The sequence below is a fragment of the Pseudooceanicola sp. NS-SX9 genome, from assembly GCF_057380705.1.
This window is the reverse complement of record NZ_CM170818.1, coordinates 3235260-3261364: the sequence shown is the minus strand read 5'-3', so window position 1 is coordinate 3261364 and position 26105 is coordinate 3235260. Positions and strand designations below refer to the sequence as shown.

Sequence of the window (26105 nt, the reverse complement as noted above, 5' to 3'; positions counted from 1 at the left end):
AAAATATGCCCGCCGGAGGCACGGGCCGCAGGCCCGTCCCCCTCTGGCCCGATCCTCTGCCCAGTCATTCGGGCCGGTCATTCGGGCCAGTCATTCGGGCCGATCATTCTGGCCCGTTCCCTGCCGCGCCCCGATCAGACAAAAAAACGCCGGTGAGCAGACCGAAATCCGCTCACCGGCGCCAAGCGTCTCGCGCCCATCACGTCATTGCTGCCTGACATCTCCCGCTCTCTCTCCACGAGATGTCCAACGACGGAGGGTCCGGCGTGACGACCCCTTCGGACAGCCCCCGCAGGGGCGGCCCTATCACTTTTCGGCCAGGGCTTTCAGCCAGTCACGGTTGCGGCAAAAGCGCGGTGCTTCGGTCGCAACCTGGTGATCCAGAACCCATTTCTCGCAGCGGTCGGACTGACCGCAGCGCATGCAGTTGAACACGGCCTGACGGTAGATCTTGGCGGTGGCGGCATCCTGCACCATCCGCTCCTGGACATCCGTCCCCAGCGTGTCGGCCATATGCCCCATCAGGTCGGCATGCTGGTCGAGTTTCGCGAAGAATCCCATTCGTCCTGCTCCTGTCCGACCCGAAGCGTGCCTGCCGCGGGATTGTTTCGTTCAAAGCCTGGGAAAGACCAGGCCGTTCTCGCAGCCGGGCATCGCGGCATCGCGGGTTTCCCCGTCCAGTTCCGCGGCATCCAGCCAGCTCTTGCAGGCGCAGGTCGCCTGGCAGCCCCGGCAGCGGGTGACCATCTCGGACCAGTCCTGGCCCGACAGGGTGCCCTCGCTCATCGCGGCCGGCAGATCCGTCCCCACGGCCTTCGCCATGCGCTGGACCAGCCAGAGGTGTTCCTTGATGTCTCCCAGAGGCTTGTTCATGCGTGCGCTCCCTGCGTCCGTGATCCCCTTCTAAAGGTGACGCCAAAGCGCGACATTGATCAGGATCAAATGCGCCCCGAAATCTTCACGCAGGAGTCTTCATTCCCGCGTCCTCACAGCGGCCAGAAGATCAGCAGCAGCGGGATCGACACGGCGACCACCAGGATCTCCAGCGGCAGGCCCATGCGCCAGTAATCCCCGAAGCGGTATCCCCCGGGCCCCAGGATCAGCGTGTTGTTCTTGTGCCCGATGGGCGTCAGGAAGGCCGAGGACGACGCCACCGCCACCGCCATCAGGAACGGATCGGCCGAGACATGCAGCGCCTCGGCCATGCGGATGCCGATGGGGGCGGCGACGATCGCGGTGGCCGTGTTGTTCAGGACATCCGACAACGTCATCGTCACCAGCATCAGCGCCGTCAGGATCGCCCAGGCGGGCCAGCCATGGGTCAGATGCACCAGCCCCTCGGCGATCAGCTGGGTGCCGCCGGTCTTCTCCAGCGCCGAGCCCAGCGGGATCATCGACCCCAGCAGCACCACCACCGGCCATTCGATATGGTCGTACAGCTCCTGCACGGGGATGATTCGCAGCAGCAGGTAGCCGATCACCACGAAACCCAGGGCGATGGGCAGCTGCAGCAGCCCGAAGGCCGCGGCGGCGACAGCCGCGGCAAACAGCCCGATTGCGGCCCAGACCTTGGAATTCTGCGTCACCGTCAGCCCGCGATCGGCCAGCGGCAGGCAGCCCAGGAACTCGGCCATACCCGCGCCGGTGTCCTTGGGCACCAGCAGCAGCAGCAGATCGCCCGGCCGGATCTGCGTCTGGCGCACCCGCTTGGTGATCTGCCGCCCCTGTCGCGAAATCCCCAGCAGCAGCGCCGGATGCCGCCAGGCCAGCCCCAGGGCCTCGGCGGTCTTGCCGGCGATGCGGCTTTCGGCGGGCACCACCACCTCGATCACGTCCAGCCCCTCGCCCCCGGCGGTCAGCTTTTCCTCGCGCTCCTTCTCGGAAAACGCCAGCGCCAGCGCCGAGCGGAACTCGTCCAGCGCCTCGGGCACGGCCTCCAGCACCAGCGCGTCGCCCGCCTGCAGCGCCATGTTGCGGGCCCGTCCGTACATCCGCCTGCCGTCCCGGATCAGCCCCAGGATGGCAACATCGGCCTTCTCGGCCTCTTCGGCCAGATCATGCAGGCGGCGGCCCAGCTGCTTGCTGCCCTCGGGCACGGTCAGTTCGGCCACGTATTGGGTGATCTCGGTCTCGGCGCTTTCGCCGGTCTTGGGCTGTGGCAGCAACCGCCAGCCCACCAGCGCCACGAAGGCGATCCCCGCCAGCGCCGTCAGCACCCCCACGGGGGCGAAATCGAACATCGCAAAGCCCTTGTGCAGGTACTGCGCGCGGATGCTCGAGACGATGATGTTGGGCGGCGTGCCGATCAGCGTGGCCATCCCCCCCAGGATGGTGGCGAACGACAGCGGCATCAGCGACAGACCCGGCGCCCGCCCGGCCTTGCGCGCGGTCTGGATGTCGACCGGCATCAGCAGCGCCAGGGCGGCGACGTTGTTCATGAAGGCCGACAGCAGCCCGCCGATGCTGCCCATGATGGCGATATGCACCCCAAGCGCCCGGCCGCTGTCGATCAGCGTCCGCGTGATCAGGAACACCGCCCCCGAGCGCACCAGCCCGGCCGAGATCACCAGCACCAGCGCCACGATGATCGTCGCCTCGTGGCCGAAGCCTGCAAAAGCGTCCTCGAAGGGAATGACGCCGGTTGCCACCGCCACCATCAGCGCGGCGAAGGCCACCAGGTCATAGCGCCAGCGCCCCCACAGCAGCAGGGCGAAGACGGCTGCGAACAGCGCGAAAAGGATGGTCTGATCCATGTCCATGCCGGATCAGCTAGCGCGGTGCGGGCGCTGCAACAGGGGGGGGGCAGGGGCGGCGCCCTTCCGCGCGGGCGAAAAGGCGCCCACGCCGCATCTGCTTGCAGGAAAGGGGTCTGCTGCCTTATAGGAACCCGACACCGAAATAGAGGATCAGGAGGCACCGATGGCCGGCCACTCGAAATGGGCGAACATCCAGCACCGCAAGGGGCGGCAGGACGCCGCCCGGTCGAAACTGTTTTCCAAGCTCTCGAAAGAGATCACCGTGGCCGCCAAGATGGGCGACCCGGACCCCGAAAAGAACCCCCGCCTGCGCCTGGCGGTGAAGGAAGCGAAATCCAGCTCGGTTCCGAAGGACGTGATCGAACGCGCCATCAAAAAGTCCCAGGCGGGCGAGGGCGACGATTACGAAGAGATCCGCTATGAAGGCTACGGCCCGAACGGCGTGGCGATCATCGTCGAGGCGATGACCGACAACCGCAACCGCACGGCCTCCAACATCCGCTCGACCTTCTCGAAGAACGGCGGCAACCTTGGCGAAACCGGCTCGGTGGGCTTCATGTTCGACCGCAAGGGCGAAATCGTCTACCCCGCCTCCGCGGGCGATGCCGACACCATCATGATGGCGGCGATCGAGGCGGGCGCGGAAGATGTCGAAAGCGCCGATGAAGAGCACGTGATCTACTGCGCCGACACCGACCTGAACGAGGTCGCGACGGCCCTGGAAGCGGCACTTGGCGAATCCGATTCGACCAAGCTGGTCTGGAAACCCACCACCACGACCGATCTCGATCTGGAAAACATGCAGAAGCTGATGAAGCTGCTGGATGCGCTGGAAGACGACGACGACGTGCAGCGCGTCACGGCGAACTTCGAAGCCTCGGACGAGGTCATGGCGCAGCTCTGACGCGCCGCGCTCCGCATCGTTCGCCAAGGGCCGGGACACCCCGGCCCTTTTTCTTGCTGCAAGGCCCGGATCCTTGTTCCCCTGCGCTTGCCGGGGCCCCGCAAGGTGGAATGCGCGCGATGGCAGATTCCCTTTGGGACGCGCATCAGACGCTCCGCCAAGGCGACAAGCCCGGTGACCCTCAAGGGCATGTCGGTCACAGTGGGACTTGCAATGATCCTGGCAGCCTATGCCAGGCCGGTCTCTGGACACGGGCCTCACCCCGCTGCTGGCCGCCTTGTCCGCCATTCCCCTCTGGCTGACCAGAGATGCTCTGGCGCCGCTTTCAATATGCCACGAAGGCGCGTCTGCAAGAGATCTGGCGATGCATGGGGGCAGCGACCGTCTCTGACGCCTGCCAGCCCGTCCGATCCTGGCCCGCTGCCTAACAGGCCCATCGGCCGCAGGCCCGGCTGGCGGCTCTCCTGTACCCGTCATCGTGTCTCTGACCGGGCTCTGGCCGACATGGCGGATGCCGCCCCGACGACCGATCCTCCATTTTCTTGTTCCAAATACCTCGGGGGGAGGCGCGCAGCGCCGGGGGGCAGCGCCCCCCTGCACGGCTCGCCAAAAGCAGAAAGGGGCCCCGCAGGGCCCCGTCCGGTCTCAGTCGCCGTTGATCCCGTCGGGATCGTCGCCATCGGGCGCGGTCTCCTGCTCGGCGCTCCCGTCCGAGGCCGCATCGGGCGTTGCATCCTCCGTCGCCGATCCCTGCACCGCCGCCGCACCGGTGCTGGTGCTGTCGGTGGTGCTCAGCGCGCCGTTCTCCCAGGTGCCCGACAGGACCTCGCCGCTGGCATAGGTCAGCGTGCCCTCGCCCTGGCGCAGCCCCTCGACGAAATTGCCCTCGTAGGTGTCGCCATTGGCATAGGTGGCCTTGCCATGGCCGGTCATCTCGCCCTTGGACCAGTCGCCCTCGTAGCTGAAACCGTCGGGCATGGTGATCTTGCCGGTGCCATCGCGCAGACCCGCCTTGAAATCGCCCTCGTAGACCATGCCGTCGGCATAGCTGGCCTTGCCCTTGCCGTCGCGCTGTCCGGCGGCCCAGTGCCCTTCGTAGCGGTAGCCGTCGGAATGGGTCATCACGCCCTGGCCGTCGTTCTTGCCGTCCTTGAAACTGCCCTTGTAGACCACGCCCGAGGGGAAGGTCGCGGTGCCTTCGCCCTCGATCTGGCCGGCCTTCCAGGCGCCCTCGTAGGTGGCGCCGTCGGGATAGGTGATCTTGCCGGAGCCATCGGGCAGGTCGCCCGCGAAGCTGCCCACATAGACCGAGCCGTCGGGATAGGTGACGCTGCCCTGGCCCGCGATCTTGCCGGCGGCCCACTGGCCCACGTATTTGTAGCCGTCGGCGCCGGTAAAGGTGCCCTGGCCGTCGCGCTGGTCATCGGCAAAGCCGCCCTCGTAGACGTCGCCATTGGCATAGGTGACCTTGCCCTGGCCCTGACGCTTGCCGTTGACCAGCGGGCCTTCGTAGACATCGCCATTGGCCTGGGTCAGGGTGCCGGTGCCGGTGATCTGGCCGTCCTTCCAGTCGCCCACGTATTTCAGGCCGTCGGGCATGGTCAGCGTGCCCTTGCCCTGCCGCTCGCCCGCCACCACGTCGCCCGCATAGACCGAGCCATCGGCATAGGTGACCGTGGCCTGGCCCTGCTTGACGCCATTCGCCCAGGCGCCGTCATAGGTATAGCCCTTGCCGTCGGTCATCTTGCCGGTGCCGTCATGGCGCCCGTTGACGAACCCGCCGGTATAGCTGGTGCCGTTGGCATAGGTCGCGGTGGCCTGGCCGGTCATCTTGCCGTCGGCCCAGTCGCCGTCATAGGTGCCGCCATCGGGGAAGGTGATCTTGCCCTTGCCCTGCGGCTTGCCCTTCTCGAAATGGCCGACGTAGATCGAGCCGTTGGGGAAGCGCGCCTTGCCTTCGCCCTCGATCTGGCCCTGCACCCACTGGCCGTCATATTCATAGCCGTTCGGCAGCTTGTAGCTGCCGTGGCCATCCTGCAGGCCGTTCTTGAAGGTGCCTTCGTAAATGCCGCCGTCGTCGTACTGCTTGGTCTGGACATTGTTGTCCTGGGCCATCAGCGGCAGCCCCAGCAGCATGATCCCCGTGGCCAGCGCGGCCTTCAGTCGGATGTGGTGGCGCTTGCGACGAAAACCTGCCGGGCGAAATGCCATGTACTGTCCCCTGACGTATCGTTTCGGCTGGGTCCTGCGCCCGCAGGATCTGCCTTGCCGGTCCGCGGGAAAGGTAAGCGACAGCCGGTGCCGAGACAACGCCTTTCGGCAAATCGGCTTTTCCTTGCAGCAAGGGGCCGCTAATCAGGGGCAGGTCCCGCTTGGGGCCGCCTCCCGACAGACCCGAGGATGATCCATGGCAGACCGGTTCCGCATCTCTCTCGCGCAGTACAACCCGACGGTGGGCGACATCGAGGGCAATGCCTTCAAGGCCTTCGAGGCCTGGACCATCGCCCGCGAGGCCGATGCCGATCTGGTCGTGCTGCCCGAGATGTTCATCACCGGCTACCAGACCCAGGACCTGATCGAGAAGCCGGTCTTCCACCAGGCCGCCATCGCCGCCATCGAGGCCCTCGCGCAAAGGTGTTCCGACGGCCCGGCGCTGGCTCTGGGCGGTCCCTGGATCGAGGGGGCCTCGCTGTTCAACGCCTATCACATCTGCAAGGGCGGCAAGGTGGTGCAGCGCGTGCTCAAGCACAACCTGCCCAACAGCAAGGTCTTTGACGAGGTGCGCCTTTACGACAGCGGGCCCCTGGCCGGCCCGGTGGCCATCGGCGACACCCGCGTGGGCTTTCCTGTCTGCGAAGACAGCTGGCACCCGGAAGTGGCGGAAACCCTTGCCGAAACCGGGGCCGAATTCCTGGTGGTGCCGAACGGGTCGCCCTATCACCGCGGCAAGATGGACGTGCGCTTCAACCACATGGTCGCGCGCACGGTCGAAACCGGCCTGCCGGTGATCTACCTGAACATGGTGGGCGGCCAGGATGATCAGGTCTTTGACGGTGGCAGCTTTGGCCTGAACCCCGGCGGCCGGCTGGCCTTCCAGATGCCGATGTTCGATGCCTGCATGTCCCATGTCGACCTGACCCGCACCCCCGAGGGCTGGCGCATCCAGGAGGGCGAGAAGGCCCGCCTGGGCGATGCCTGGGAACAGGATTACCGCGCCATGGTGCAATCCTTGCGCGACTATTGCGGCAAGACCGGGTTCGGCAAGGTGCTGCTGGGCATGTCGGGCGGCATCGATTCCGCGCTGGTCGCCACCATCGCCGCCGATGCCCTGGGCCCGGCCAATGTGCGCTGCGTGATGCTGCCCTCGGAATATACCTCGGACCACTCGCTTGAGGATGCCGAGGCCTGCGCCAAGGCCCTTGGCGTGCATTACGACTATCTGCCGATCACCGGCCCGCGCGATGCGGTGACGCAGGCGCTGGCGCCGCTTTTCGCCGGACGCGATGCCGATCTGACCGAGGAAAACGTCCAGTCCCGCCTGCGTGGCCTGCTGCTGATGGCGCTGTCGAACAAGTTCGGGGAAATGCTGCTGACCACCGGCAACAAGTCCGAGGTCGCGGTGGGCTATTGCACGATCTACGGCGACATGAACGGCGGCTACAACCCGATCAAGGACCTGTACAAGACCCGCGTCTTTGAAACCTGCCGCTGGCGCAATGCCAACCACCGCCCCTGGATGAAGGCCCCCGCCGGAGAGGTCGTGCCTGAGCGCATCATCACCAAGCCGCCCTCGGCCGAACTGCGCCCCGATCAGAAGGACAGCGACTCTCTGCCCGACTACCCGGTGCTGGATGCGCTGCTGGAGCTGCTGGTGGACCGCGAGGCCTCGGTGGCCGATTGCGTCGCCGCGGGCTTCTCGGAGGCGGATGCGAAGCGGGTGCAGCACCTGATCTACATCTCGGAATACAAGCGCTTCCAGTCCGCCCCCGGCACCCGCCTGACCGAGCGCGCCTTCTGGCTGGATCGCCGCTATCCGATCGCCAACCGGTGGCGCGATCAGGGGTAACACATCTTCAGGATGTGTGATGCATTCTCCGGGGCTTCGCATGTGCAGAAAAGCAGCAAGCCCCGGAAAATGCAGGGAAAGCCATTCCATTCAAGGGCTTGCATCTATGCTCCCGCCGCGCTGCGGCGACAGCCCTTAAAACGTGACTTTCGAATTAACCATTCATTAACTGCTCGGGGCGCCAATGGGTCCCATGCGAGATCTAGAGCCCCCTTCCGATCCGATCGTCACCGCGTTCGATGCCCTCACCACGGAGGATGTTGAGCAGGCGTTGCGCCTGATCGATCGGAACGGAACGGACTGGGTTCTGGCGCGGACCGGATGTGCAGGGCCTGTGTCCCGGGTGCTGCACGTGAAGGGACGGGCCTATCCACTGAAAGCCGCCGGATACCTGGCCGCGCAGCTTTCGGCGGGGATCTCGCAGACCACCGGTAACCCGGTGAAGGTGGATCGCGTCGTCCGCGCGTTCTGCCGATGCGGTTTCGACGTGACCTGATGCTGCCTCTCTCGGGTGCAGGTCGTGACCGGGGTAGGAGACGGTGCGGGAGAGGCGATTAATGACCTCTCCCCGCTGCTCCCACTGGACGCGCTGAAGGAAGCGCAGTAGCTGGCGATCTCTATAGTGTAGTCTACCAGCAGAGCAGACGATGATCGCTTTCCACGTCGTACCCGACGCCTTTTCTCCTTCCGAATGCCAATCCCTGATCGAAGCCCACCGCACCTCGGACATGGTCCGCGATGCGGGCCTGGTGCGCCAGGCGCGCGACCATGACCTGCGCCGCGCCGACCTGGTGTGGGTCGATGACCTGCCCGGCCATGACTGGGTGATGGACCGCCTGGTCGAGCTGGTGCGCGCAGCCAACCGCGACCTGTTCGACTTTGCGCTCGACGATTTCTCGGAAAGTCCGCAGATCGCCCGCTATGGCGCCGAACGCGAGGGCCATTTCGGCTGGCATTCCGACATTGGCGAGGGGCGCCTTGCCGCGCGGCGCAAGCTGACCATGGTCTGCCAGCTGTCGGATCCGGCCGCCTACGCGGGCGGGGCGCTCGAGGTCTGGTTCGATTCGAACGTCCGCACCGCGCCGCTGGCGCAGGGTACGGTGGCCTTCTTCCCCTCCTTCGCGCTGCACCGGGTCCTGCCCGTGACAGCCGGAGAACGCCATTCGCTGACCGTCTGGGCACATGGGGTGCCATTCAGGTAAGTTTCCGTGCACCTGTGCACATGAGACTTGCAAGAACACCAAATTCCCGGCTGGGGTGGTCAGGGATAGGGTTCCGGTCAAGCAACGCATATACGGGAGAGACCCATGACCACCCCCAAGATCGCCATCATCTTCTATTCGACCTACGGCACCAACCACGCTGTCGCCCTTGACGCCGCCGAGGCCGCCAAGGCTGCCGGCGCCGAGGTCCGCCTGCTGCAGGTGGCCGAAACCGCCCCTGCCGCCGTGGTCGCCGGGCAAGAGCCCTGGGCCGCCCAGCAGGAAAAGATGAAGGACATCCCCGTCGCCACCCCCGCCGACATGGCCTGGGCGGACGGCTATTACTTCGCCTTCCCGACGCGCTTCGGCTCGGCCCCCTCGCAGATGCGCGCCTTCATCGACACGCTGGGCGGCGTCTGGTCCCAGGGCGGCATGGCCAACAAGACCGTCACCGCCTCGACCAGCGCGGGCAATGCCCATGGCGGCCAGGAATCGACGCTGCTCAGCTTCTACCAGTCGACCATGCACTGGGGCTCGATCATCGTGACCCCCGGCTACACCGATGCCGAGCTCTACAAGGCGGGCGGCAACCCCTACGGTGCCTCGATCACCCAGGGCGCCTACACGGACGAGAAAAAGACCGCCGTCGCCATCCAGGCCAAGCGGTTGGTCGAGGTCACCGCGAAACTGGTGGCCTGAGGCCCCGGCGCCGATCACGCAGCGCATGGCGGGTGATCCGACCTGGCCCGACTCCGCTGCAAGCGGGATCCGGGGCGCGTGAACGCCGCGCCGCGTAGGATCCGGGGTGACGCCCCGGTGGCCCTGGGGTGGCCCAGGGCGGCACGCCAAAATGGTCGAGGGCATCGCATCTTCGGATGCCCCCGGGCCTTCTCGCCCGCCCGGCAGGGATCCATCCGGCAGATCCCCGTGACCCGGGCAGGCGCTCTGGCAGGGCCGCTCTCTCTCGGCCTGCCTGTCCCGAACCGCCGCCTCGTTCCGGGGCGGCGGTTTCGCTGTTCAGATGGCGATGCGCTCGCCGATGCGATCCTGCAGCATCCCCGCCAGCACCGAAAGCTCGGCCCGAAGGGGCAGGCCGGCACTGCGCGCGGCCTCCAGCCGGCCTGTGGCCTCTTGCAGGGGGGTGTCGCCGGCGCAGCGCGCCACGCCGCGCAGGAACTGCACCAGATAGGCCAGCACCGCGTCCTCGGCGCCCTCCTGCAGCATCTCGGCCGCATGGGCCATGTCGTCGACATAGGCGACGGGATCGGGCTCGACCTCCTCCACGGGCAGGGGGCGGGGGCCCTTGCGGCGGTATTCGGGTGGCATCTTGGCCAGGATCGATTCCTGAAAGGTCGCCAGGCTGGTCAGAGGTTTCGACAGCAGCACGTCGGCACCTGCCGCCCGCGCCTCGTGCAGCGCCCCCGGATCGCCCGAGATCGCCGCGACCACGCTGACCCGCGGACTGGCCCGCACCATTTCCGAGACCAGATCCGCCCCCGAGCCATCCGGCAGCCCCATGTCGACGATGGCGACCGAGGGGCGATAGACCTGCAGATGCCGACGGGCCGATCGCAGGCAATCGGCGCGCCGGATACGCGCGCCCGATCGCAGGCACAGCAGGCGCAGCGCCTCCGAGGCATAAAGGCTGTCTTCCACCGCCAGCATCGTCAGGCCCAGCATGGGCCGGCTCGCGGTCGGGGCGGTCACGGTGTGCAGCGGATCCATGGTCAGACCTTTCCTTGGTGTCGGGAGTCGTCGTTGTCAGAAACGCTAGGGGGCCTTGGCTAATGGCACGTTAATAACACCTGCGACCTGCGGACAGTTGCATGGGCCTGATCGCGGCGCGATACTTGGCCGGACCGACAGGAGGACCAGAGCATGATCGGACGTCTCAACCACGTGGCCATCGCGGTGCCGGATCTGGAGGCGGCCTCGGCGCAATATGCGGGCCCCCTGGGCGCATCGGTACGCGCGCCCCAGGACGAACCCGAGCACGGGGTGACGGTGGTCTTCATCGACCTGCCCAACACCAAGATTGAGCTTCTGTATCCGCTGGGTGAAGACAGCCCGATCAAGGGCTTCCTGGAAAAGAACCCCTCCGGCGGCATCCACCATCTGTGCTACGAAGTCGACGACATCCTGGCCGCCCGCGACAAGCTGAAGGCCGAGGGCGCGCGGGTACTGGGCACGGGAGAGCCCAAGATTGGGGCTCATGGCAAGCCGGTGCTGTTCCTGCATCCGAAGGATTTCAACGGCTGCCTGATCGAGCTGGAACAGCTCTGATGGGCATCACCTCGGCTCTGGTCCTTTACGCGGTGATCTGGTGGCTGACGCTTTTCGTGGTCGTGCCGGTAAAGTTGCGTACCCAGCAGGACATGGGCCAGGTTACCCCGGGCACCCAGTCCGGTGCGCCTGAGGTACATCATCTGAAGCCCAAGCTTCTGATCACGACGGCAATCGCGAGCCTGCTGTTCCTGATCATCTCTGGTGTCATCCTGTCGGGCTGTATCACGGTGCGGGATCTCGACTGGTTCGGCCGCATGGGACCTGCCTGAGGCTGCTGGCGGCACCCGGAAACGGCGCTACGCGCCGTGCCTCCGGCGGAGGTATTTATCGACAAGAAAATGAAAACCTCCCGCACCAGCCAGCGCGGGAGGCCATTTCCTTGTGCGGTCATCGGGTCCTCACCCTGTACCGCACCAGCACCTTGGCACGAGAGGGTAAACAAACCCTTCTCATTTTCTTGTTCTTAAATACCTCCGCCGGAGGCTTCGGTCAGCCTGCTGACCGAAAGGCGCGCTCAAAGCTTGCGGAACGTCAGGTAATGCGGCGTGCGATCTTCGCGCAGAGCTTTCTGTTCGTAGCGGGTCGAGATCCAGTCTTCCCAGGGGCGGCGCCAGTCCTCGGGGCCTTCGGCCAGCCATTCGAAACCATGCCCGGGCACCTGTTGCAGGGTCTGGCGGACGTAGTCGGGAATATCCGTCGCCACCCGGAAGATCGAGCCGGGCTTGAGCTTGCGGGACAGTGGCTCCAGGTAGCCGGGGGTGACGAAGCGCCTGCGGTGGTGGCGTGCCTTCGGCCAGGGGTCGGGATAGAGCAGGAAGGCGCGCGAGATCGACCCGTCGGGGATCACGTCGAACAGGTCGCGGACATCGCCCGGGTGCACCGCCAGGTTCGACACGCCCGCGTCGCGGATCTTGCCCAGCAGCATGGCGACGCCGTTGATATAGGGCTCGGCGCCGATAATGCCCACATCCGGGTTGCGGGCGGCCTGGTGGACCAGGTGCTCGCCGCCGCCAAAGCCGATTTCCAGCCAGACATCGCGGTCGCCGAACAGCGCCTGCAGGTCGAGCGGCATGCGGTCGGGGTTCGCCTCCCAGCTGACGGGGCCGGGCGAGAGGGACGACAGGTCCTCTTCCAGGTAGACCTCCTGCGACTTGCGCAGGTGCTTGCCCTTGAAGCGGCCGTAGAAGTTGCGCCAGGGGGCGCCGCTGGGATGGGAGGCCTCGGGGCCGGTGTCGGTGTCACGCTTGCTCATGCCGCCTCCTAGCGCCGGTCGGGGCCGGGATCAACTCCCTCGCGCTGCGCTGCAGGATCGCACAGGCGCCCGGGCCGAAACAGGGGGTGGCCTGTGGCCGCAGCCGGGCGCAGGGTCCGCCCCGAGCCGCTCCGGCGACTCTCCTGCCGGGGTCTTCGTTTGCCGACCCTGGCCCGGCAGGGTCCCAGGCCGGACGACACCGGGCGCGTCCCATACCGGTGTCCCGATGGCAGAAAGCCCCCGCCTAGGCGGGGGCTTTTTCATTGTCCTGCTCCGAGGGCTCAGACGGCCTTCTTCAGCGCCTCGACCAGGTCGGTCTTCTCCCAGGAGAAGCCGCCATCGGCTTCGGGGGCGCGGCCGAAGTGGCCGTAGGCTGCGGTGCGCTGGTAGATCGGGCGGTTCAGCTGCAGGTGGTTGCGGATGCCGCGCGGGGTCAGGTCCATGACCTGGGCGACGGCGGCTTCGATCTGCGCTTCGTCGACCTGACCGGTGCCGTGGGTGTCGCAGTAGATCGACAGCGGCTTGGAGATCCCGATCGCGTAGGACAGCTGGATCGTGCATTTGCGCGCCAGGCCCGCCGCGACGACGTTCTTTGCCAGGTAGCGCGACGCATAGGCGGCCGAGCGGTCCACCTTGGTCGGATCCTTGCCCGAGAAGGCGCCGCCGCCATGCGGGGCCGCGCCGCCGTAGGTATCGACGATGATCTTGCGGCCCGTCAGGCCCGCGTCGCCATCCGGCCCGCCGATCACGAAGGTGCCGGTCGGGTTGACCCACCATTCGGTGCGATCGGTCAGCCAGCCTTCGGGCAGGACCTCGCGGATGTAGGGTTCGACGATGGCGCGGATGTCGGCGCTGGTCTGGGTCTCGTAGGCGTGCTGGGTCGACAGCACCAGCGAGGTGACCTCGACCGGGCGGCCGTTTTCATAGCGCAGCGACAGCTGGCTTTTGGCATCCGGGCGCAGGGTGGGTTCGGCGCCGGATTTGCGCGCCTCGGTCAGGCGCTTCAGGATCTGGTGCGCGTAGTGGATCGGCGCGGGCATCAGCTCGGGCGTCTCGTCGGTGGCGAAACCGAACATGATGCCCTGGTCGCCGGCGCCCTCGTCCTTGTTCTCGGCCGAGTTCACCCCTTGGGCGATATGGGCCGATTGTTCATGCAGCAGGTTGGTCACTTCCACGGTTTCATGGTGGAACTTGTCCTGCTCGTAGCCGATGTCCTTGATGCAGTCGCGCGCGATGGAGTCGATTTTCTCCATGTAGTGCTTGAGCTTCTGCTTGTCGGCCAGGCCGATTTCGCCCCCGATCACTACGCGGTTGGTCGTGGCGAAGGTTTCACAGGCGACGCGGGCCTCGGGTTCCTCGGCAATGAGAGCGTCCAGAACTGCATCGGAAATGCGGTCGCAGACCTTGTCGGGGTGACCCTCGGAAACGGATTCCGAGGTAAAGATATAGTTCTGGCGGGTCATGAGAATGTGCTCCGATAAACGTCTTGACCCACCCCGTCAGGAAGCCGTTGGGGTGGAACGTGATTCTGGGTACGCCCGCACCGGGGCATGGTCAATCGTATTATGACCTGCGGATGAAGGCCCGGTGAACAGACGCCAGTGCAGCACTGCACAGCGCGAGAAATGCCAGCAGCAATATCGGAAGGTCGCCGGTGCGGGCATAAATCGTTGCGGGAAGGGGTTTCGGCAGCTTCACGTCCAGGTAGCCGTCGGTATCGAGCGGCAGCGATTGCAGCACCTTGCCCCGTGCGTCGATCAGCGCCGAGACCCCGGTATTGGCGGCGCGCAGGAACGGCAGGCCCTGGCTTGCGGCCTGCAGGCGGGCCTGTGCCAGGTGCTGGTAGGGGCCCTGAAGATTGCCGAACCAGCCGTCGTTGGTGACCTGCATCAGGACATCGGGGCGCTTGGGGGCTGCGCGGATGTCGCGCGGAAAGATCGCTTCGTAGCAGATCAGCGGCAGGGCATCGCCGACGCCCGGCACCGGCATCATCCGTGGCCCCGGGCCGGCGGTGAAACCGTCACCGATGATCGCGGCAAAGGCGCCGATCCCGAGCTTTTTCAGCAGGGCGCCGTCGGGGATGTATTCGCCGAAGGGCACCAGGTGGTGCTTGTCGTAGATCTCGGTGATCTCGCCCTGGGCGTCCATCAGCGCGAGCGAGTTGAAGTAATGCCCCTGGTCGTCATGGCGCTGGATGCCGAAGGCCAGCGGCACGCCGTTGGCGTGCTGGGCCAGGATGTCGGTCAGCGGCTTGCCCTCGTTCAGCAGGTAGGGCACCGCGGTTTCCGGCCACAGGATCAGGTTCGGGCGGGGGCCTTCGGCGGAATAGGTCAACAGGCGCGAGAAGAAGATGGGCATCATCTGGGGATCCCACTTCTGGCTCTGGGTGGCGTTGGGCTGGACCAGGCGTACGACGGGGGCGTCGGCGGTGGCCTCGGGGGCGGGGGGCAGGGCGCGCGGTGCCAGGAAGACGAAGGCGGCGGTTCCCGCCACCCCCAGCACTGCCATCGCGCGCGACGCGGCCCCGATCAGCCCCGCCAGCAGCAGCATCGCAAAGGTCAGCCCGTGCGGCCCCAGGACCGCGGCCAGCGGCAAGGCCGGAGAGCCGATCCAGTTCTGGCCGATCTCGGCCCAGGGGAAGCCGGTGAAGATCCAGCCGCGCAGGGCCTCCAGCAGGGTCAGGCTGCCGGCGAAGGCCAGCAGCTGGCGCAGCCGGTGGTCGGGGGCGGCGCGCTGTGCCAGCGCCAGCCCCGCACCCCAGAACAGCGCCAGCCCCGCCGCCATGAAGAACAGCGCAAAGGGCGCCATCCAGCCGTCGCGGGCCGGGTCGACCATGAACGGATCGACGATCCAGAACAGCGCAAAGAGGAAATAGCCCAGGCCAAAGCGCCATCCGGCGCCAAAGGCCCGTTTCACGGAGCCCGAGCGCCGCAGCGCGTGGAACAGCAGGGCAAAGCCCGCGATCGACAGCGGCCAGAGGTTCAGGGGGGCCTCGCCGCAGGCGGCAAGGAGGCCCGCCGCAGCGGGCCACCAGGATTTCAGACGTACAGGCAGGGCCATTCTGGCAGGTCAGCTCTCTTCGGCAGGGGCGGGGGCGGCCAGCCGCACCCGCAGGCGCTTGATGCGCCGGGGATCCGCCTCGATGACCTCGAACTCGTGCCCGTCGGGATGCGGCACGACCTCGCCCCGGGCGGGAACGCGGCCGGCCAGCATGAAGACCAGCCCGCCCAGCGTGTCGATCTCTTCCTCGTCGACGCTGTCGTCGTCGGTCAGGGATCGGCCGATGGCCTGTTCGAAATCCTCCAGCGGGGTTTTCGCCTGCACCAGATAGCTGCCCGAGGGTTCCCGCGTCCAGAGGGCGTCCTCTTCCTCGTCGTGTTCGTCCTCGATTTCGCCGATCACTTGTTCGATCAGGTCCTCGATCGTCACAAGGCCGTCAACGCCGCCGTATTCGTCGATCACCAGCGCCATGTGGCGCCGTTCGGTCTGCATCTTCTGCAGCAGCACCCCGATCGGCATCGAGGGCGGCACGAACAGCAGTGGCCGCAGCAGCGCCTTGAGCGAGAACTTGGTGCCCGCGTTCCAGCCATGGGCCAGTGCGAAATCCTTCAGGTGCACAAGGCCCACGGGCGTGTCCAGCGTGCCCTGGTAGACCGGCAGCCGGGTCATGCCGCTTTCGCGGAAGACGGCCACCAGATCGGCCTGGCTGGCGGTGATCGGAACCGAGACGATTTCCGCCTTGGGAATCGCCACGTCTTCGACCCGCATGCGGCGCAGGTTCTGAAGGGAGTGCCGCCGCTGCGGGGCCTCGGTGCTGGGCAGGCTGCTGCCGGCCTCGGGTGCGGGGTCCGTGCTGCGCGAGAACAGCCGGCGCAGAAAGCCCGTGGGCCTGTCTGTCGCGCCGGGATCGGGCTGCGGGTCCGGTGTCACGGGGCCGGGGGTGCCGTTCACTGCGCCGCCCGACAAAGCCGGCAGGCTGCGGGGCGCCGTGCCGTTTGCAAGGTGTCGCGACGCGGCTGCGCCTCGGCCGGGGAATTCGACCACGCCTGCCCGCAAGGGAGGCACGGGGTCGGGGTCTTTGGAAAGCGCGCGCTGCGCTGCTTTAGAAGACCCGTCGGTGCTGTCGCCCATCTGTCCTTTCCAAGGTTACCCGGCGTCTGTGCCGGTCTCTCGATTATATGGGTCAGGAATTCCCAAATTACCAAGAATTTCGATCTCGGTCCCCTCCATGAGAGCCGCATCGCCGTCGCGGATGTGGTCATAGCCCAGAAGATGAAGGATTCCGTGCACCACCAGATGCGTCACATGGTCCGCGAAGGGGATGCCCTGCTCCTGCGCCTCGCGCAGGCAGGTGTCGTAAGAGATCGCGATATCGCCCAGCTCGCCGCCCATCGGGCCGTCGTCGGGGGGCTCGGGCAGGGCGCCTTCCTCTTCGGGGGCCAGGTCCTCGGAGGGCCAGGACAGCACGTTGGTGGGCGTGGGCTTGTCGCGGAATTCGGCGTTCAGCTCGGCGATGCGGGGATCGTCGCAGCCCATGACGCAGATCTCGTAATCCTCGGGCTCGAGGTCGAGATGCATCAGGGTCGCCTGCGCGGCGCGTTCGGAAAGCGAAGGAAGATCCGCGGCTTGCCAGCGGTCGTCCTCGATCACGGTGTCGGTCAGAGTGGTCATGTCGCAGCGGGGGCTGTCTGCCCCCGCACCCCCGAGAGTATTTCCGGCCAGATGAAGGAACCACCGGGCCGGATGGGTTTAGGTTGTCTCGTCGGCCTCATAGGCTTCGATGATCTTCGCCACAAGGGGGTGGCGCACCACGTCCTTCGCGGTGAAGTAGTTGAAGCTGATGTCGGGGATATGCGACAGCAGCCGTTCCGCATCGCGCAGGCCCGACTGCACGCCGCGCGGCAGGTCGATCTGCGAGCGGTCGCCGGTGATCACCATGCGCGAGCCCTCGCCCAGACGGGTCAGGAACATCTTCATCTGCATGGTCGTGGCGTTCTGCGCCTCGTCCAGCACCACGAAGGCATTCGAGAGCGTCCGGCCGCGCATGAAGGCGAGCGGCGCGATCTCGATCCGCTTTTCCTCGATCAGCTTGGTGGCCTGCTTGCCGGGCAGGAAATCATCCAGCGCGTCGTAGAGCGGCTGCATGTAGGGATCGACCTTGTCCTTCATGTCGCCCGGCAGGTAGCCCAGCTTTTCGCCGGCCTCGACGGCGGGGCGCGACAGGATGATCTTGTCGACCTTGCCCTCGATGAACATCGACACGCCGACGGCGACGGCCAGATAGGTCTTGCCGGTGCCCGCGGGGCCAATGCCGAAGCCCAGCTCGTGCTTGAAGAGGTTCTGGACATAGGCCTTCTGCGCCTCGGTCCGGGGTTCGACCATCTTGCGGCGGGTCTTGATCTCGACCTGGCCGCCCTTGAACATTTCCAGTTGGTCGCCCGCGGGGGTGGGCGAGGCGAGGGGGGTGTTCATGCGCAGTTCGCGGTCGATGTCGCCGCTGCTGACCTCGCGTCCGGCCTCCAGGCGCGCGTAGAGGGCGCGCAGGACCCCGATGGTTTCCTTGGCCGCATCCGCCGAACCGATCGCGACAAGGTGGTTGCCTCGTCGGAGGATCTGCGTGCCGAGGGTCTTTTCGATCTGGGCGAGGTTCTTGTCGTATTCGCCGCACAGTTCGATCAGCAGGAAGTTGTCGGGAAAATCGACCGAGACTTCAGCAAGGGCGGATTCGTCGGGATCCGGGGTCAGCAGGCTTGTGGCCAAGTAGCGCTCCTTCTCGATGCGGCCGCCGGCAACGTCCGGCCGGAGCGGCCCATATGGAAAGCGTGACAGGCTGTGCGGCTGCGGGCAAGTCAAGATTGCAGTCGTGGACGTCGGGGCGCCTGCGAAGGCGAAAAATATGTCGCCACAGGGGTATACATGTGATGCGGGTGGCGGGATCCGGCCGGTCGCCCCTGCCGGTCGTGCCACGGGTCAGTACAGGATCACCGGCGCGGGGGTTTCGGCATTGGCGCGGGTCCGGTAGGGGTCGGGCACGTTCGAGCCGTCCTTGAAGCCGCCGGTGGCGATGTTGCGTTCCGATGTGGCGGAACAGACCGGCTTGCCCTCGGGGGTCATGCGCTCGGACATGTAGCCTTCCAGCCCGTCGTCGATGATCCAGTGATCACAGCCCTCGGGGTCGACCCAGATGCCCGGCACCATGTCCGAGAGCGGATGGTGGTCGTAGCCGTAGTCATAGCTCTTGTCGCCGGGGACATCGGCGGGATGGGTGGCACAGGCGGCCAGCAGCGGCAGCAGGAGAAGGGGCAGGCGCATGGGGACCTCCTAGTGCAGGCAGATGATCTCGACCCGGCGGTTGGCGGCCATGTTCGCGGCCGAGGTGTTCGGCCGGGCGGGCCGGGTTTCGCCAAAGCCGCGCACGGCGGTGATCCGGGCGCCGACCCCTTCGGCGATCTGCGCCACCGCCCGGGCACGGCGTTCGCTGAGCGTCTGGTTGTAGGCCAGCGAGGCGCGGCTGTCGGTATGTCCCTCGATCAGGAAGGTGTTCGAAAGACGCTCGCGAAAGAACGCCTCCAGCCGCTGGCGGCTGGCGGGGGCGATGTCGAAGCGGTCGGTGGCAAAGACCTGATCGGTCTGCACGATGCCGCAGATCTGCGGCTGGTGGCAGACCGGGCGGCCATCGGGGGTGACATGGGGTGACATGTAGCCTTCGGCGCCGTCATCCATCACCCAGTGCTCGCAGCCGTCGGGGTCGATCCAGACGCCGGGCACATAGGGTTCGTTCCAGCCCGAGCCCTGGATCTGCCCCTCTTGCGGGGCGGCGCGGGCCAGCAGCGGCAGCAGGGCCAGCACGGTGAGGGCCAGCAGGAACAGGGCGGCCTGACGCCAGTCGGGCGCAGTGCGCGCCTGTGCACGGGCCATGCGGGAAGGGGACATGCCGGACCTCCGGGGGGTTGCCTCGGGTCCGGTCTAGGGCACAGGTGTGAACGCTTGGTTGAACCTAAAACTGTCTGTTTTCAGCCCGCTGCCCGGGGCGCGCTCAGATCAGCTCTCCGGCGAGGGAATTCGGCCCGGCCGCGGTGATGCGGACCCGGCGCAGGTCGCCCTCGTGCAGGTCGGGGCCAGTGACATGGACAGCGTGCAGATGGTCGGACTTGCCGATCATCTGGCCGGGATGGCGGCCGGGCTTTTCAAAGAGAACCCCGACCTCGCGGCCGACCATGGCCTGCATGAAGGCCTGCTGCTGATCCCCCAGAAGCGCCTGCAGCGCCTGCAGGCGGTCCTGGGCAACATCGGCCGGGACCTGGCCGCCACGTTCTGCCGCAGGCGTGCCGGGGCGGGTGGAATACTTGAAGGAAAACGCCGCCGCGTAGTTCACCTGCCGCACCAGATCCAGCGTTGCCTCGAAATCGGCATCGGTCTCTTCGGGGAAGCCGACGATGAAGTCGCCCGACAGCGCCAGGTCGGGGCGGGCGGCGCGGATGCGTTCGATCAGGGCGATGTAACTGTCGCGGGTGTGGCTGCGGTTCATCCGCTTCAGGATCCGGTCCGACCCCGACTGCACGGGCAGGTGCAGGTAGGGCATCAGCTTGTCGCAATCACCATGGGCGGCGATCAGGTCGTCCTGCATGTCGTTGGGATGCGAGGTGGTGAAGCGGATGCGCTTGAGGTCCTCGATCTCGGCCAGTTCGCGGATCAGCCGCGCCAGCGACCAGTCGCGCCCCGAGGGGCCCTCGCCATGGTAGGCGTTCACGTTCTGGCCCAGCAGCGTCAGCTCGCGCACGCCGCGGCTGACCAGATCGCGGGCCTCGGCCAGGATGCGTTCCGCAGGGCGCGAGACCTCGGCGCCGCGGGTATAGGGGACGACGCAGAAGGCGCAGAACTTGTCGCAGCCCTCCTGCACGGTCAGGAAGGCGGTGGGCGCGCGCTTGGCCTTGGGGCCGCGGGTCTTGAGGACGGCGAATTTGTCCTCTTCGGGGAAATCGGTGTCGAGCACCTTTTCGCCCCGGCGGGTGCGGGCCTCCATGTCGGGCAGGCGGTGATAGCTTTGCGGGCCCACCACCAGATCCACGAGCGGCTGGCGGGCCATGATCTCGGCGCCCTCGGCCTGGGCCACGCAGCCCGCGACGCCGATCTTCAGCTCGGGGTTGTCGTTCTTCAGGCTCCGCAGCCGGCCCAGTTCGGAATAGACCTTTTCGGCGGCCTTCTCGCGGATGTGGCAGGTGTTCAGCAGGATCATGTCGGCGTCCTCGGGAGAGGCGACCTCGGTATAGCCGGATCCGCCCAGGGCCTCGGCCATGCGCTCGCTGTCGTAGACGTTCATCTGACAGCCATAGGTTCGGATGTAGAGCTTCTTCGTCCCGGACATGAACGCGCACCTTTTCGAGGGGTGGATCAGGGCGCCGGTCTACACCGAAAGGCTGCGGGCTTGCAATGCGGGCGGCCCTCGGGCTTTGCTGGCAAGGGGGAGGGGATGGGGATGCGCTACGACACGACCGAGGATTTCCTGCGGCTGGGGGCACAGGCGGCGCTGGCGAAGGGGCCGGTGGCGATGATCTTTGCCGAGGACGCGGTGGCGCTGGAGGCGACGCTGGCGCATCACCGCGCGCTGGGGTTCCACCGGCTGCTGCTGTTCGCGCCCGACGGGCTGGACGCCCCCGAGGCCGCCGACCTGCTGCGCATCGGCTGGAGCAACGCTGCCCCCGATGCCGTGGTGCAGGCGGTGAACCTGGTCGCGGCCGCGGCGCCCGCGGGCACCTGGCTGTACTACTGCCACAATGCCGAGTTCCTGTTCTTTCCCTTCTGCGAGACCCGCAGCGTCGGAGAGCTGCTGACCTTTCACGCCGAGGAACGCCGCGACGCCATGCTGAGCTACGTCGTGGACCTTTACGCGGGCGACTTGGAGGCCGCGCCCGATGCGGTGTCGCTGCAGGACGCCTGGCTGGACCGGTCGGGCTACTACGCCCAGGCACGGCCCGACGGGCAGGGCGGCGCGCTGGAGCGGCAGTACGATTTCCACGGTGGCCTGCGCTGGCGCTTCGAGGAGCACATCCCCGCAGCCCGCCGCAAGATCGACCGGATCTCGCTGTTCCGGGCGCGGCCGGGGCTGCGGCTGCGCGGCGATTTCACCTTCTCGGAAGCCGAGTACAACACCTATGCCTGTCCATGGCACAACAACCTTACGGCCTGCATCTGCTCGTTCCGGGTGGCCAAGGCGCTGAAGCGCAACCCAGGGTCACGGGGCGCGATCGGCAGCTTCCGCTGGCACAATTCGGCGCCCTTCGCCTGGCAGTCGGGGCAGTTGCTGGACCTGGGGCTGATGGAGCCCGGGCAGTGGTTCTAAGGTGGATGGTCGGGCAGGGGGCTCTGCCCCCGTCTCCTGCGGAGACTCCCCCGGCATATTGGGGGAAAGATGAAAGAAGAGGCATCTGGGGGTGGTCCGTGCCGGGCGGGCTTGTGGCGGCGGGGCGCGCAGCATAGGGCAGGTGCATGATCGAAGCACGCAATTCCCGCCCGCTGGTCGGTGTCTCCTGGATGCTGGCCGCAGGGTTCATGTTCGTGGGCGTCAATGCCCTGGTGAAGGCGCTGGGCACGGCCCTGCCTTCGACGGAAAGCGCCTTCCTGCGCTATGCGCTGGGGCTTGTGCTGTTCGTGCCGATGCTGCCGGGACTGATGCGCACGCGGGTCTCGGCGGGGCTTTGGAAGCTGGTCGTGCTGCGCGGGGCGATCCATACCGTGGGGGTGGCGCTGTGGTTTTTCGCGATGGCGCGCATCCCGCTCGCCGACGTGACGGCGATGAACTACCTTTCTCCCATCCTGATCACCATCGGCGCCGCGATCTTCCTGGGCGAGCGGCTGGCGATCCGCCGCATCCTGGCGGTGGTCGCGGGGCTGATCGGCACGCTGATCATCCTGCGCCCCGGCCTGCGCGAGATCGGCCCCGGCCATGTCGCCATGCTGGGCACCGCGACCTGCTTTGCCGTCTCCTACATGCTGTCCAAGCGTCTCTCGGGCGAGTTGCCGCCGCTGATGATCGTGGCGCTGCTGTCGGTGACCGTCTCGGCCGGGCTGCTACCGCTGACGGTGCCGGTCTGGGTGACGCCGACGCTGCCGCAGGTGGCGCAGCTGCTGGTGGTGGCCGTCCTGGCCACACTTGGCCATTACTTCATGACCCGCGCCTTCCGCGAGGCGCCGATCACCGTCACACAGCCTGTCACCTTCCTTCAGCTGGTCTGGGCGGTGCTGGTGGGCGTCTTTGTCTTCGGCGAACCGGTCGATCCCTTCGTGGTCCTGGGCGGCGGCCTGATCCTGGGCGCGGTCAGCTTCATCTCCTGGCGCGAAGCGGTGCTGAAACGCCGCCCCCTAGCCCCGCCCAGCCTTGCCACCAAGGTCTGAACCCTTTCATCTTTCCTGAAATATGCCGGGGGAATTGCGCCGCAGGCGCAAGGGGGCAGCGCCCCCGCCCGGTTTGATCCCTGTCAATGTCATTGCCCGCGATGGCGCCTAAAGTAGGTCTCAGGACAGATACAGGAGGTACAGATGACCCACCGGCCCCATGCCCTTGCCGACGACTTTCCTGCCCATGTCGAGGCGATCGCCGACCTCGAAGCCCGCGACACCCATTTCGCCCGGCTGACCGCGGATTACGAAGAGCTGAACCGCAAGATCCACCGCTGGGAAAACAATATCGAGCCCATGGAAGATCTGGCCATGATCGAGGCCCGCAAGCAGCGTGGTCTGCTCAAGGACCGGATCTGGGCCGAACTGCGCGACCTTCAGCCGACCTCGTAAGGCAGGGTTCCCCGGGCGTTCACATCGATCGTCAGACGCCGCTCAAGCGGCGGAACCGAGCGCTGGTGACAGCGCTCGCGTTCGCATATCCGGCAGGAAATCCCGATCGGCTCGAAGGCCTTCGGGTTGGTGATGTCGAGGCCGTCCGCAAAGACCAGCTTGTCGGCATGGGTCACTTCGCAGCCAAGCGCGATGGCATAGCGGCGCACCGGTGCCCCCCATCGGCCCTGGCCCTTGGATACGTCCCGCGCTAGGTTGATATAGCGCACCCCGTCCGGCGTCTCGCACAGCTGGCGCAGGAAGCGGCCGGGCATCTCGAAGGCCTGGTGGACGTTCCACAGCGGGCAGGCGCCACCGAATCGCGCGAATTGCAGCCGGGTCGAGGAATGCCGCTTGGTGATCGTTCCGGCCTGGTCCACCCGCACGAAATAGAAGGGCACGCCCTTGGCGCCCGGGCGCTGCAGCGTCGACAGCCGATGCGCCACCTGCTCGACCGAGGCGCCAAAGCGCATGGCCAGGATCTCCAGGTCGTGGCGGACCTCCTCGGCGGCGTCGAGAAAGCGCATGTAGGGCATCAGGGCGGCGCCGGCGAAATAGTTCGCCAGCCCGATCTTGGCGATCGAGCGGGCCGCATCGGACTGGAATCGCGCCAGATCCAGTGTCGCCTCCAGCAGCTTGTCCTGCTCCAGCAGCGCCACCTGCAGCAGCAGCTGAAAGGTCTGGGTCTCGGGGGCGGTACGCAGCGACAGCGACAGCTCGCGCTTGGCAGGATCGTAGATCCGCAGCGGGTCCATGTCGCGGAACTGCACAGTCACCCCGATGTTGCCAAGCGCCGAGACCGCGCGCACACGCATGTTTTCCTCGTGGCGGACGGGGGCGGCAAAGCGTTCCGCGGCGCGGTCCACCGCGTCGATGTAATTGTCGCAATAGTGGAAGAAATCGCGCACCTCGTCCCAGGGCGAGGGGGCCTGGCGCGAATCCTCGCGCCCCAATGCCTCGTCCAGCGAGGCCAGCCGCTCATGGGTCTGCCGGTAGGCGCGGTGCAGCTGCAGGAAGGCGCGCGCCAGCGCCGGCGCGTTCGAGGCCGTCAGCCGCAGATCCGCCAGCGGCGGCATGGCATCGGCCAGCACCGGATCCGCCATCGCCTCGCGCATGTCCGAGACCAGCCTTTCGCTGTCGCCGGTGGTCAGCTCGGTCACGTCAAAGCCGAATTCCTGCGCCAGGTTCAGCACCACCGCGGTCGAGACCGGGCGGTTGTTGTTCTCCATCTGGTTCAGATAGGGCAGCGAGATCCCGAGCTTGCCCGAGAACTCCTTCTGCGTCAGCCCCAGCTTCTGCCGCGTTTCCCGCAGCTTCGCCCCGGCATAGAGTTTGCGTGCCCCCATTCCCCACCTGTCCGCTCGGATCATGCTCGATGCGGAGGCTAGGTTTGCAAACCTTGGTTAACAAGGTGCAAAGAGCCGCAGCTCAGAGACCGGCCATGGCCAGCCGGCGTTCGCGCCGCACGACGCCCAGGATCAGTACGATGCCGGCCGCCATCAGCAGCACGAAAAGGCCCATCATCGGGGCCTCGTTGCGCCCCGGGCCCAGCAGGGCGCCGACGATGGCGGAAAACACCGCGCCGCCGCCGATCATCAGCGCGCCGCCCAGCCCTGCGGCGGTGCCGGCCAGCTTGGGGCGCACCGACAGCATCCCCGTGGTGGTGGTGGGAATCACCATGCCGTTGCCGATGCCGATAAAGATCATCAGCCCGAAGAAGGTGAAGGGGGTCGACAGATGCGCCAGGGCCAGCCCGTAGCCCAGCAGCGCCACCACCAGCATCATGGCCAGGCCCGACAGGATCATCCGGTTCAGCCCGATGCGGGCGCTGAAGGCGCCGGTGAACCAGTTGCCGATGAAATAGCCGAAGGCGGGCGTTGCGGTGCACAGGCCGAAGACCGCCGGGCTGAGGCCAAAGACCTGGGTGCCCACATAGGGTGCGCCGCCCAGATAGCCGTACCAGCCGCCGGCGCTGCACATGCAGGCCAGGCAGTAGCCCAGGAAGCGTGGCGAGGTCAGCAGTTCCGGGAATTCGGCAAATTGCGACAGGATCGACTTGTCCGACGGCGCGGCGGTTTCGCCCAGGTCGCGCCAGCACAGCAGCAGCACCGCGATCCCGGTCAGCAGCAGCATCCAGAACGAGGCGCGCCAGCCGAAGGCCTGGTCCAGCACCCCGCCGATGGCCGGAGAGATCATCGGCACCACCGAGACCCCCATCATCACATAGGCCATGGCCGAGGTCGCGGCATCGCCCTTGTAGATGTCGCGCACCGCGGCGCGGCCGATCGCCATGCCGATGGCGGCGGTGGCCTGCAGCACGCGGCACAGCATCAATACCTGAAAGTTCGGCGCCACCAGGCAGCCGAAAGAGGCCAGCACGAAGACGATCAGCCCGAACAGGATGACCGGCCGCCGCCCGCAGCGGTCCGCGAAGGGGCCCGCCAGCAGCTGGATCAGGCCGCTGGCGCCCAGATATCCCGCGATCAGCAACTGCGCCTGCGCATAGGGTGCGTCGAATTGCGCGGCGATATTGGGCAGGGATGGCAGGAAGATGTTAATGGCCAATGCCCCTGTTCCGACAAGCAGGATCAGGGTCGACAGATGCGGCACGGAATCGGGGTGCAGGTAGCGCGGAGCAGGGGAGGAGGTCATGGGATTCTGCTAGTCCCGTGCCCTTGGCAAGTCCATGTGATCCGCAGGTACTATGCAGCTTTGCAATTTGCAGACGGGGCTCTGCCAAACCTTTGCAAATTTGCCCCTTTTCGCTTTGGTTGCCGCAGGCCCGGGCCTATGGTCGGCCCGGACGCGACGC

The 26105-nt window shown here is 66.7% G+C and carries 26 protein-coding genes and 1 riboswitch; of the genes, 10 read left to right on the top strand and 16 right to left on the bottom strand.

Annotated features, from left to right (window positions below; genetic code table 11):
* Positions 1-306 precede the first annotated feature (306 nt).
* From AC2ITM_RS15480 to AC2ITM_RS15470, 3 genes are all read right to left on the bottom strand, one after another.
* Complete coding sequence (locus tag AC2ITM_RS15480) at positions 307-561, bottom strand: DUF6455 family protein (protein WP_486467526.1); 255 nt, start codon at positions 559-561, stop codon at positions 307-309.
* A 51-nt stretch (positions 562-612) separates the two neighbouring features.
* Positions 613-873 carry a DUF6455 family protein gene (locus AC2ITM_RS15475; protein WP_486467525.1) on the bottom strand — a complete coding sequence of 87 codons (261 nt, stop codon included), beginning with the start codon at positions 871-873 and terminating at the stop codon, positions 613-615.
* Between the two features lie 113 nt (positions 874-986).
* Complete coding sequence (locus tag AC2ITM_RS15470) at positions 987-2759, bottom strand: SLC13 family permease (RefSeq protein ID WP_486467524.1); 1773 nt, start codon at positions 2757-2759, stop codon at positions 987-989.
* Between the two features lie 160 nt (positions 2760-2919).
* Here AC2ITM_RS15470 and AC2ITM_RS15465 point away from each other — a divergent pair, with 160 nt between their 5' ends.
* Positions 2920-3660: a YebC/PmpR family DNA-binding transcriptional regulator gene (locus AC2ITM_RS15465; RefSeq protein ID WP_486467523.1), complete on the top strand. Its 741-nt coding sequence runs from the start codon at positions 2920-2922 to the stop codon at positions 3658-3660.
* Positions 3661-4305: 645 nt separating this feature from the next.
* On the opposite strand, the gene AC2ITM_RS15460 is transcribed toward AC2ITM_RS15465, so the two are convergent.
* Positions 4306-5871, bottom strand: coding sequence for an MORN repeat-containing protein (locus tag AC2ITM_RS15460; protein WP_486467522.1), 1566 nt, complete (start codon positions 5869-5871; stop codon positions 4306-4308).
* Positions 5872-6067: 196 nt separating this feature from the next.
* On the opposite strand from AC2ITM_RS15460, the gene AC2ITM_RS15455 reads away from it, so the two are divergent.
* The 4 genes from AC2ITM_RS15455 (at position 6068) to AC2ITM_RS15440 (ending at position 9627) form a co-directional block, all read left to right on the top strand.
* Positions 6068-7726: an NAD+ synthase gene (locus AC2ITM_RS15455; RefSeq protein ID WP_486467521.1), complete on the top strand. Its 1659-nt coding sequence runs from the start codon at positions 6068-6070 to the stop codon at positions 7724-7726.
* A gap of 193 nt (positions 7727-7919) precedes the next feature.
* Positions 7920-8222, top strand: coding sequence for a ScoMcrA-related endonuclease (locus tag AC2ITM_RS15450; protein WP_486467520.1), 303 nt, complete (start codon positions 7920-7922; stop codon positions 8220-8222).
* Positions 8223-8373: 151 nt separating this feature from the next.
* Positions 8374-8928, top strand: coding sequence for a 2OG-Fe(II) oxygenase (locus AC2ITM_RS15445; RefSeq protein ID WP_486467519.1), 555 nt, complete (start codon positions 8374-8376; stop codon positions 8926-8928).
* Between the two features lie 105 nt (positions 8929-9033).
* Positions 9034-9627, top strand: coding sequence for an NAD(P)H-dependent oxidoreductase (locus tag AC2ITM_RS15440; protein ID WP_486467518.1), 594 nt, complete (start codon positions 9034-9036; stop codon positions 9625-9627).
* Between the two features lie 318 nt (positions 9628-9945).
* Here the strand turns inward: AC2ITM_RS15440 and AC2ITM_RS15435 are convergent, their stop codons facing one another.
* Positions 9946-10653, bottom strand: a complete 708-nt coding sequence (locus tag AC2ITM_RS15435; RefSeq protein WP_486467517.1) for a response regulator — start codon at positions 10651-10653, stop codon at positions 9946-9948.
* A gap of 153 nt (positions 10654-10806) precedes the next feature.
* Between AC2ITM_RS15435 and mce the strand changes: the two genes are divergently transcribed.
* Together mce and AC2ITM_RS15425 are read left to right on the top strand one after the other, a co-directional pair.
* Positions 10807-11211 (top strand): methylmalonyl-CoA epimerase, encoded by a 405-nt coding sequence (gene mce / locus AC2ITM_RS15430; protein WP_486467516.1) that lies wholly within the window; start codon positions 10807-10809, stop codon positions 11209-11211.
* On the top strand, positions 11211-11483 hold the full coding sequence (locus AC2ITM_RS15425) for a DUF1467 family protein (protein WP_486467515.1): 273 nt from the start codon (positions 11211-11213) through the stop codon (positions 11481-11483). The genes mce and AC2ITM_RS15425 overlap by 1 nt, the downstream gene beginning before the upstream one ends.
* Before the next feature lie 245 nt (positions 11484-11728).
* Here AC2ITM_RS15425 and trmB read toward each other — a convergent pair whose 3' ends face one another.
* From trmB to miaB, 9 genes are all read right to left on the bottom strand, one after another.
* Positions 11729-12466, bottom strand: a complete 738-nt coding sequence (gene trmB, locus AC2ITM_RS15420; protein WP_486467514.1) for a tRNA (guanine(46)-N(7))-methyltransferase TrmB — start codon at positions 12464-12466, stop codon at positions 11729-11731.
* Positions 12467-12747: 281 nt separating this feature from the next.
* Positions 12748-13929 (bottom strand): methionine adenosyltransferase, encoded by a 1182-nt coding sequence (gene metK / locus AC2ITM_RS15415; protein WP_486467513.1) that lies wholly within the window; start codon positions 13927-13929, stop codon positions 12748-12750.
* Positions 13930-13936: 7 nt separating this feature from the next.
* Positions 13937-13988: riboswitch (SAM-SAH riboswitch) on the bottom strand.
* 41 nt (positions 13989-14029) lie between these two features.
* A complete protein-coding gene (lnt, locus tag AC2ITM_RS15410) occupies positions 14030-15526 on the bottom strand; it encodes an apolipoprotein N-acyltransferase (protein WP_486467512.1) in 1497 nt (498 codons plus the stop codon).
* 9 nt (positions 15527-15535) lie between these two features.
* Complete coding sequence (locus tag AC2ITM_RS15405; RefSeq protein WP_486467511.1) at positions 15536-16417, bottom strand: hemolysin family protein; 882 nt, start codon at positions 16415-16417, stop codon at positions 15536-15538.
* A gap of 195 nt (positions 16418-16612) precedes the next feature.
* The gene (gene ybeY / locus AC2ITM_RS15400) at positions 16613-17137 is read right to left on the bottom strand and encodes an rRNA maturation RNase YbeY (protein WP_486467510.1); all 525 of its coding nucleotides are present in this window, start codon (positions 17135-17137) and stop codon (positions 16613-16615) included.
* A gap of 78 nt (positions 17138-17215) precedes the next feature.
* A complete protein-coding gene (locus AC2ITM_RS15395; protein WP_486467509.1) occupies positions 17216-18226 on the bottom strand; it encodes a PhoH family protein in 1011 nt (336 codons plus the stop codon).
* A 210-nt stretch (positions 18227-18436) separates the two neighbouring features.
* Positions 18437-18778 (bottom strand): hypothetical protein, encoded by a 342-nt coding sequence (locus AC2ITM_RS15390; RefSeq protein WP_486467508.1) that lies wholly within the window; start codon positions 18776-18778, stop codon positions 18437-18439.
* Between the two features lie 9 nt (positions 18779-18787).
* Positions 18788-19399: an OmpA family protein gene (locus AC2ITM_RS15385; protein ID WP_486467507.1), complete on the bottom strand. Its 612-nt coding sequence runs from the start codon at positions 19397-19399 to the stop codon at positions 18788-18790.
* Between the two features lie 103 nt (positions 19400-19502).
* On the bottom strand, positions 19503-20831 hold the full coding sequence (gene miaB, locus AC2ITM_RS15380; protein WP_486467506.1) for a tRNA (N6-isopentenyl adenosine(37)-C2)-methylthiotransferase MiaB: 1329 nt from the start codon (positions 20829-20831) through the stop codon (positions 19503-19505).
* Between the two features lie 111 nt (positions 20832-20942).
* Between miaB and AC2ITM_RS15375 the strand changes: the two genes are divergently transcribed.
* The 3 genes from AC2ITM_RS15375 (at position 20943) to AC2ITM_RS15365 (ending at position 23254) form a co-directional block, all read left to right on the top strand.
* Positions 20943-21806 (top strand): glycosyltransferase family 2 protein, encoded by an 864-nt coding sequence (locus AC2ITM_RS15375; RefSeq protein WP_486467505.1) that lies wholly within the window; start codon positions 20943-20945, stop codon positions 21804-21806.
* A 146-nt stretch (positions 21807-21952) separates the two neighbouring features.
* Positions 21953-22858 carry a DMT family transporter gene (locus AC2ITM_RS15370; RefSeq protein ID WP_486467504.1) on the top strand — a complete coding sequence of 302 codons (906 nt, stop codon included), beginning with the start codon at positions 21953-21955 and terminating at the stop codon, positions 22856-22858.
* Positions 22859-23002: 144 nt separating this feature from the next.
* Positions 23003-23254 (top strand): HP1242/YdcH family protein, encoded by a 252-nt coding sequence (locus AC2ITM_RS15365; protein ID WP_486467503.1) that lies wholly within the window; start codon positions 23003-23005, stop codon positions 23252-23254.
* Here AC2ITM_RS15365 and AC2ITM_RS15360 read toward each other — a convergent pair.
* Positions 23239-24639: a helix-turn-helix domain-containing protein gene (locus AC2ITM_RS15360; RefSeq protein WP_486467502.1), complete on the bottom strand. Its 1401-nt coding sequence runs from the start codon at positions 24637-24639 to the stop codon at positions 23239-23241. The two genes, AC2ITM_RS15365 and AC2ITM_RS15360, sit on opposite strands and share 16 nt — an antisense overlap.
* An 82-nt stretch (positions 24640-24721) precedes the next feature.
* Entirely contained in the window at positions 24722-25945 is a 1224-nt protein-coding gene (locus AC2ITM_RS15355) for a multidrug effflux MFS transporter (protein ID WP_486467501.1), read from the bottom strand.
* Between the last annotated feature and the right edge of the window lie 160 nt (positions 25946-26105).

Coding starts and splice junctions, on each gene's coding strand:
- AC2ITM_RS15480 (WP_486467526.1), bottom strand. CDS start 561: ATGGGATTCTTCGCGAAACTCGACCAGCATGCCGACCTGATGGGGCAT.
- AC2ITM_RS15475 (WP_486467525.1), bottom strand. CDS start 873: ATGAACAAGCCTCTGGGAGACATCAAGGAACACCTCTGGCTGGTCCAG.
- AC2ITM_RS15470 (WP_486467524.1), bottom strand. CDS start 2,759: ATGGACATGGATCAGACCATCCTTTTCGCGCTGTTCGCAGCCGTCTTC.
- AC2ITM_RS15465 (WP_486467523.1), top strand. CDS start 2,920: ATGGCCGGCCACTCGAAATGGGCGAACATCCAGCACCGCAAGGGGCGG.
- AC2ITM_RS15460 (WP_486467522.1), bottom strand. CDS start 5,871: ATGGCATTTCGCCCGGCAGGTTTTCGTCGCAAGCGCCACCACATCCGA.
- AC2ITM_RS15455 (WP_486467521.1), top strand. CDS start 6,068: ATGGCAGACCGGTTCCGCATCTCTCTCGCGCAGTACAACCCGACGGTG.
- AC2ITM_RS15450 (WP_486467520.1), top strand. CDS start 7,920: ATGCGAGATCTAGAGCCCCCTTCCGATCCGATCGTCACCGCGTTCGAT.
- AC2ITM_RS15445 (WP_486467519.1), top strand. CDS start 8,374: ATGATCGCTTTCCACGTCGTACCCGACGCCTTTTCTCCTTCCGAATGC.
- AC2ITM_RS15440 (WP_486467518.1), top strand. CDS start 9,034: ATGACCACCCCCAAGATCGCCATCATCTTCTATTCGACCTACGGCACC.
- AC2ITM_RS15435 (WP_486467517.1), bottom strand. CDS start 10,653: ATGGATCCGCTGCACACCGTGACCGCCCCGACCGCGAGCCGGCCCATG.
- mce (WP_486467516.1), top strand. CDS start 10,807: ATGATCGGACGTCTCAACCACGTGGCCATCGCGGTGCCGGATCTGGAG.
- AC2ITM_RS15425 (WP_486467515.1), top strand. CDS start 11,211: ATGGGCATCACCTCGGCTCTGGTCCTTTACGCGGTGATCTGGTGGCTG.
- trmB (WP_486467514.1), bottom strand. CDS start 12,466: ATGAGCAAGCGTGACACCGACACCGGCCCCGAGGCCTCCCATCCCAGC.
- metK (WP_486467513.1), bottom strand. CDS start 13,929: ATGACCCGCCAGAACTATATCTTTACCTCGGAATCCGTTTCCGAGGGT.
- lnt (WP_486467512.1), bottom strand. CDS start 15,526: ATGGCCCTGCCTGTACGTCTGAAATCCTGGTGGCCCGCTGCGGCGGGC.
- ybeY (WP_486467510.1), bottom strand. CDS start 17,137: ATGACCACTCTGACCGACACCGTGATCGAGGACGACCGCTGGCAAGCC.
- AC2ITM_RS15390 (WP_486467508.1), bottom strand. CDS start 18,778: ATGCGCCTGCCCCTTCTCCTGCTGCCGCTGCTGGCCGCCTGTGCCACC.
- AC2ITM_RS15385 (WP_486467507.1), bottom strand. CDS start 19,399: ATGTCCCCTTCCCGCATGGCCCGTGCACAGGCGCGCACTGCGCCCGAC.
- miaB (WP_486467506.1), bottom strand. CDS start 20,831: ATGTCCGGGACGAAGAAGCTCTACATCCGAACCTATGGCTGTCAGATG.
- AC2ITM_RS15375 (WP_486467505.1), top strand. CDS start 20,943: ATGCGCTACGACACGACCGAGGATTTCCTGCGGCTGGGGGCACAGGCG.
- AC2ITM_RS15370 (WP_486467504.1), top strand. CDS start 21,953: ATGATCGAAGCACGCAATTCCCGCCCGCTGGTCGGTGTCTCCTGGATG.
- AC2ITM_RS15365 (WP_486467503.1), top strand. CDS start 23,003: ATGACCCACCGGCCCCATGCCCTTGCCGACGACTTTCCTGCCCATGTC.
- AC2ITM_RS15360 (WP_486467502.1), bottom strand. CDS start 24,639: ATGGGGGCACGCAAACTCTATGCCGGGGCGAAGCTGCGGGAAACGCGG.
- AC2ITM_RS15355 (WP_486467501.1), bottom strand. CDS start 25,945: ATGACCTCCTCCCCTGCTCCGCGCTACCTGCACCCCGATTCCGTGCCG.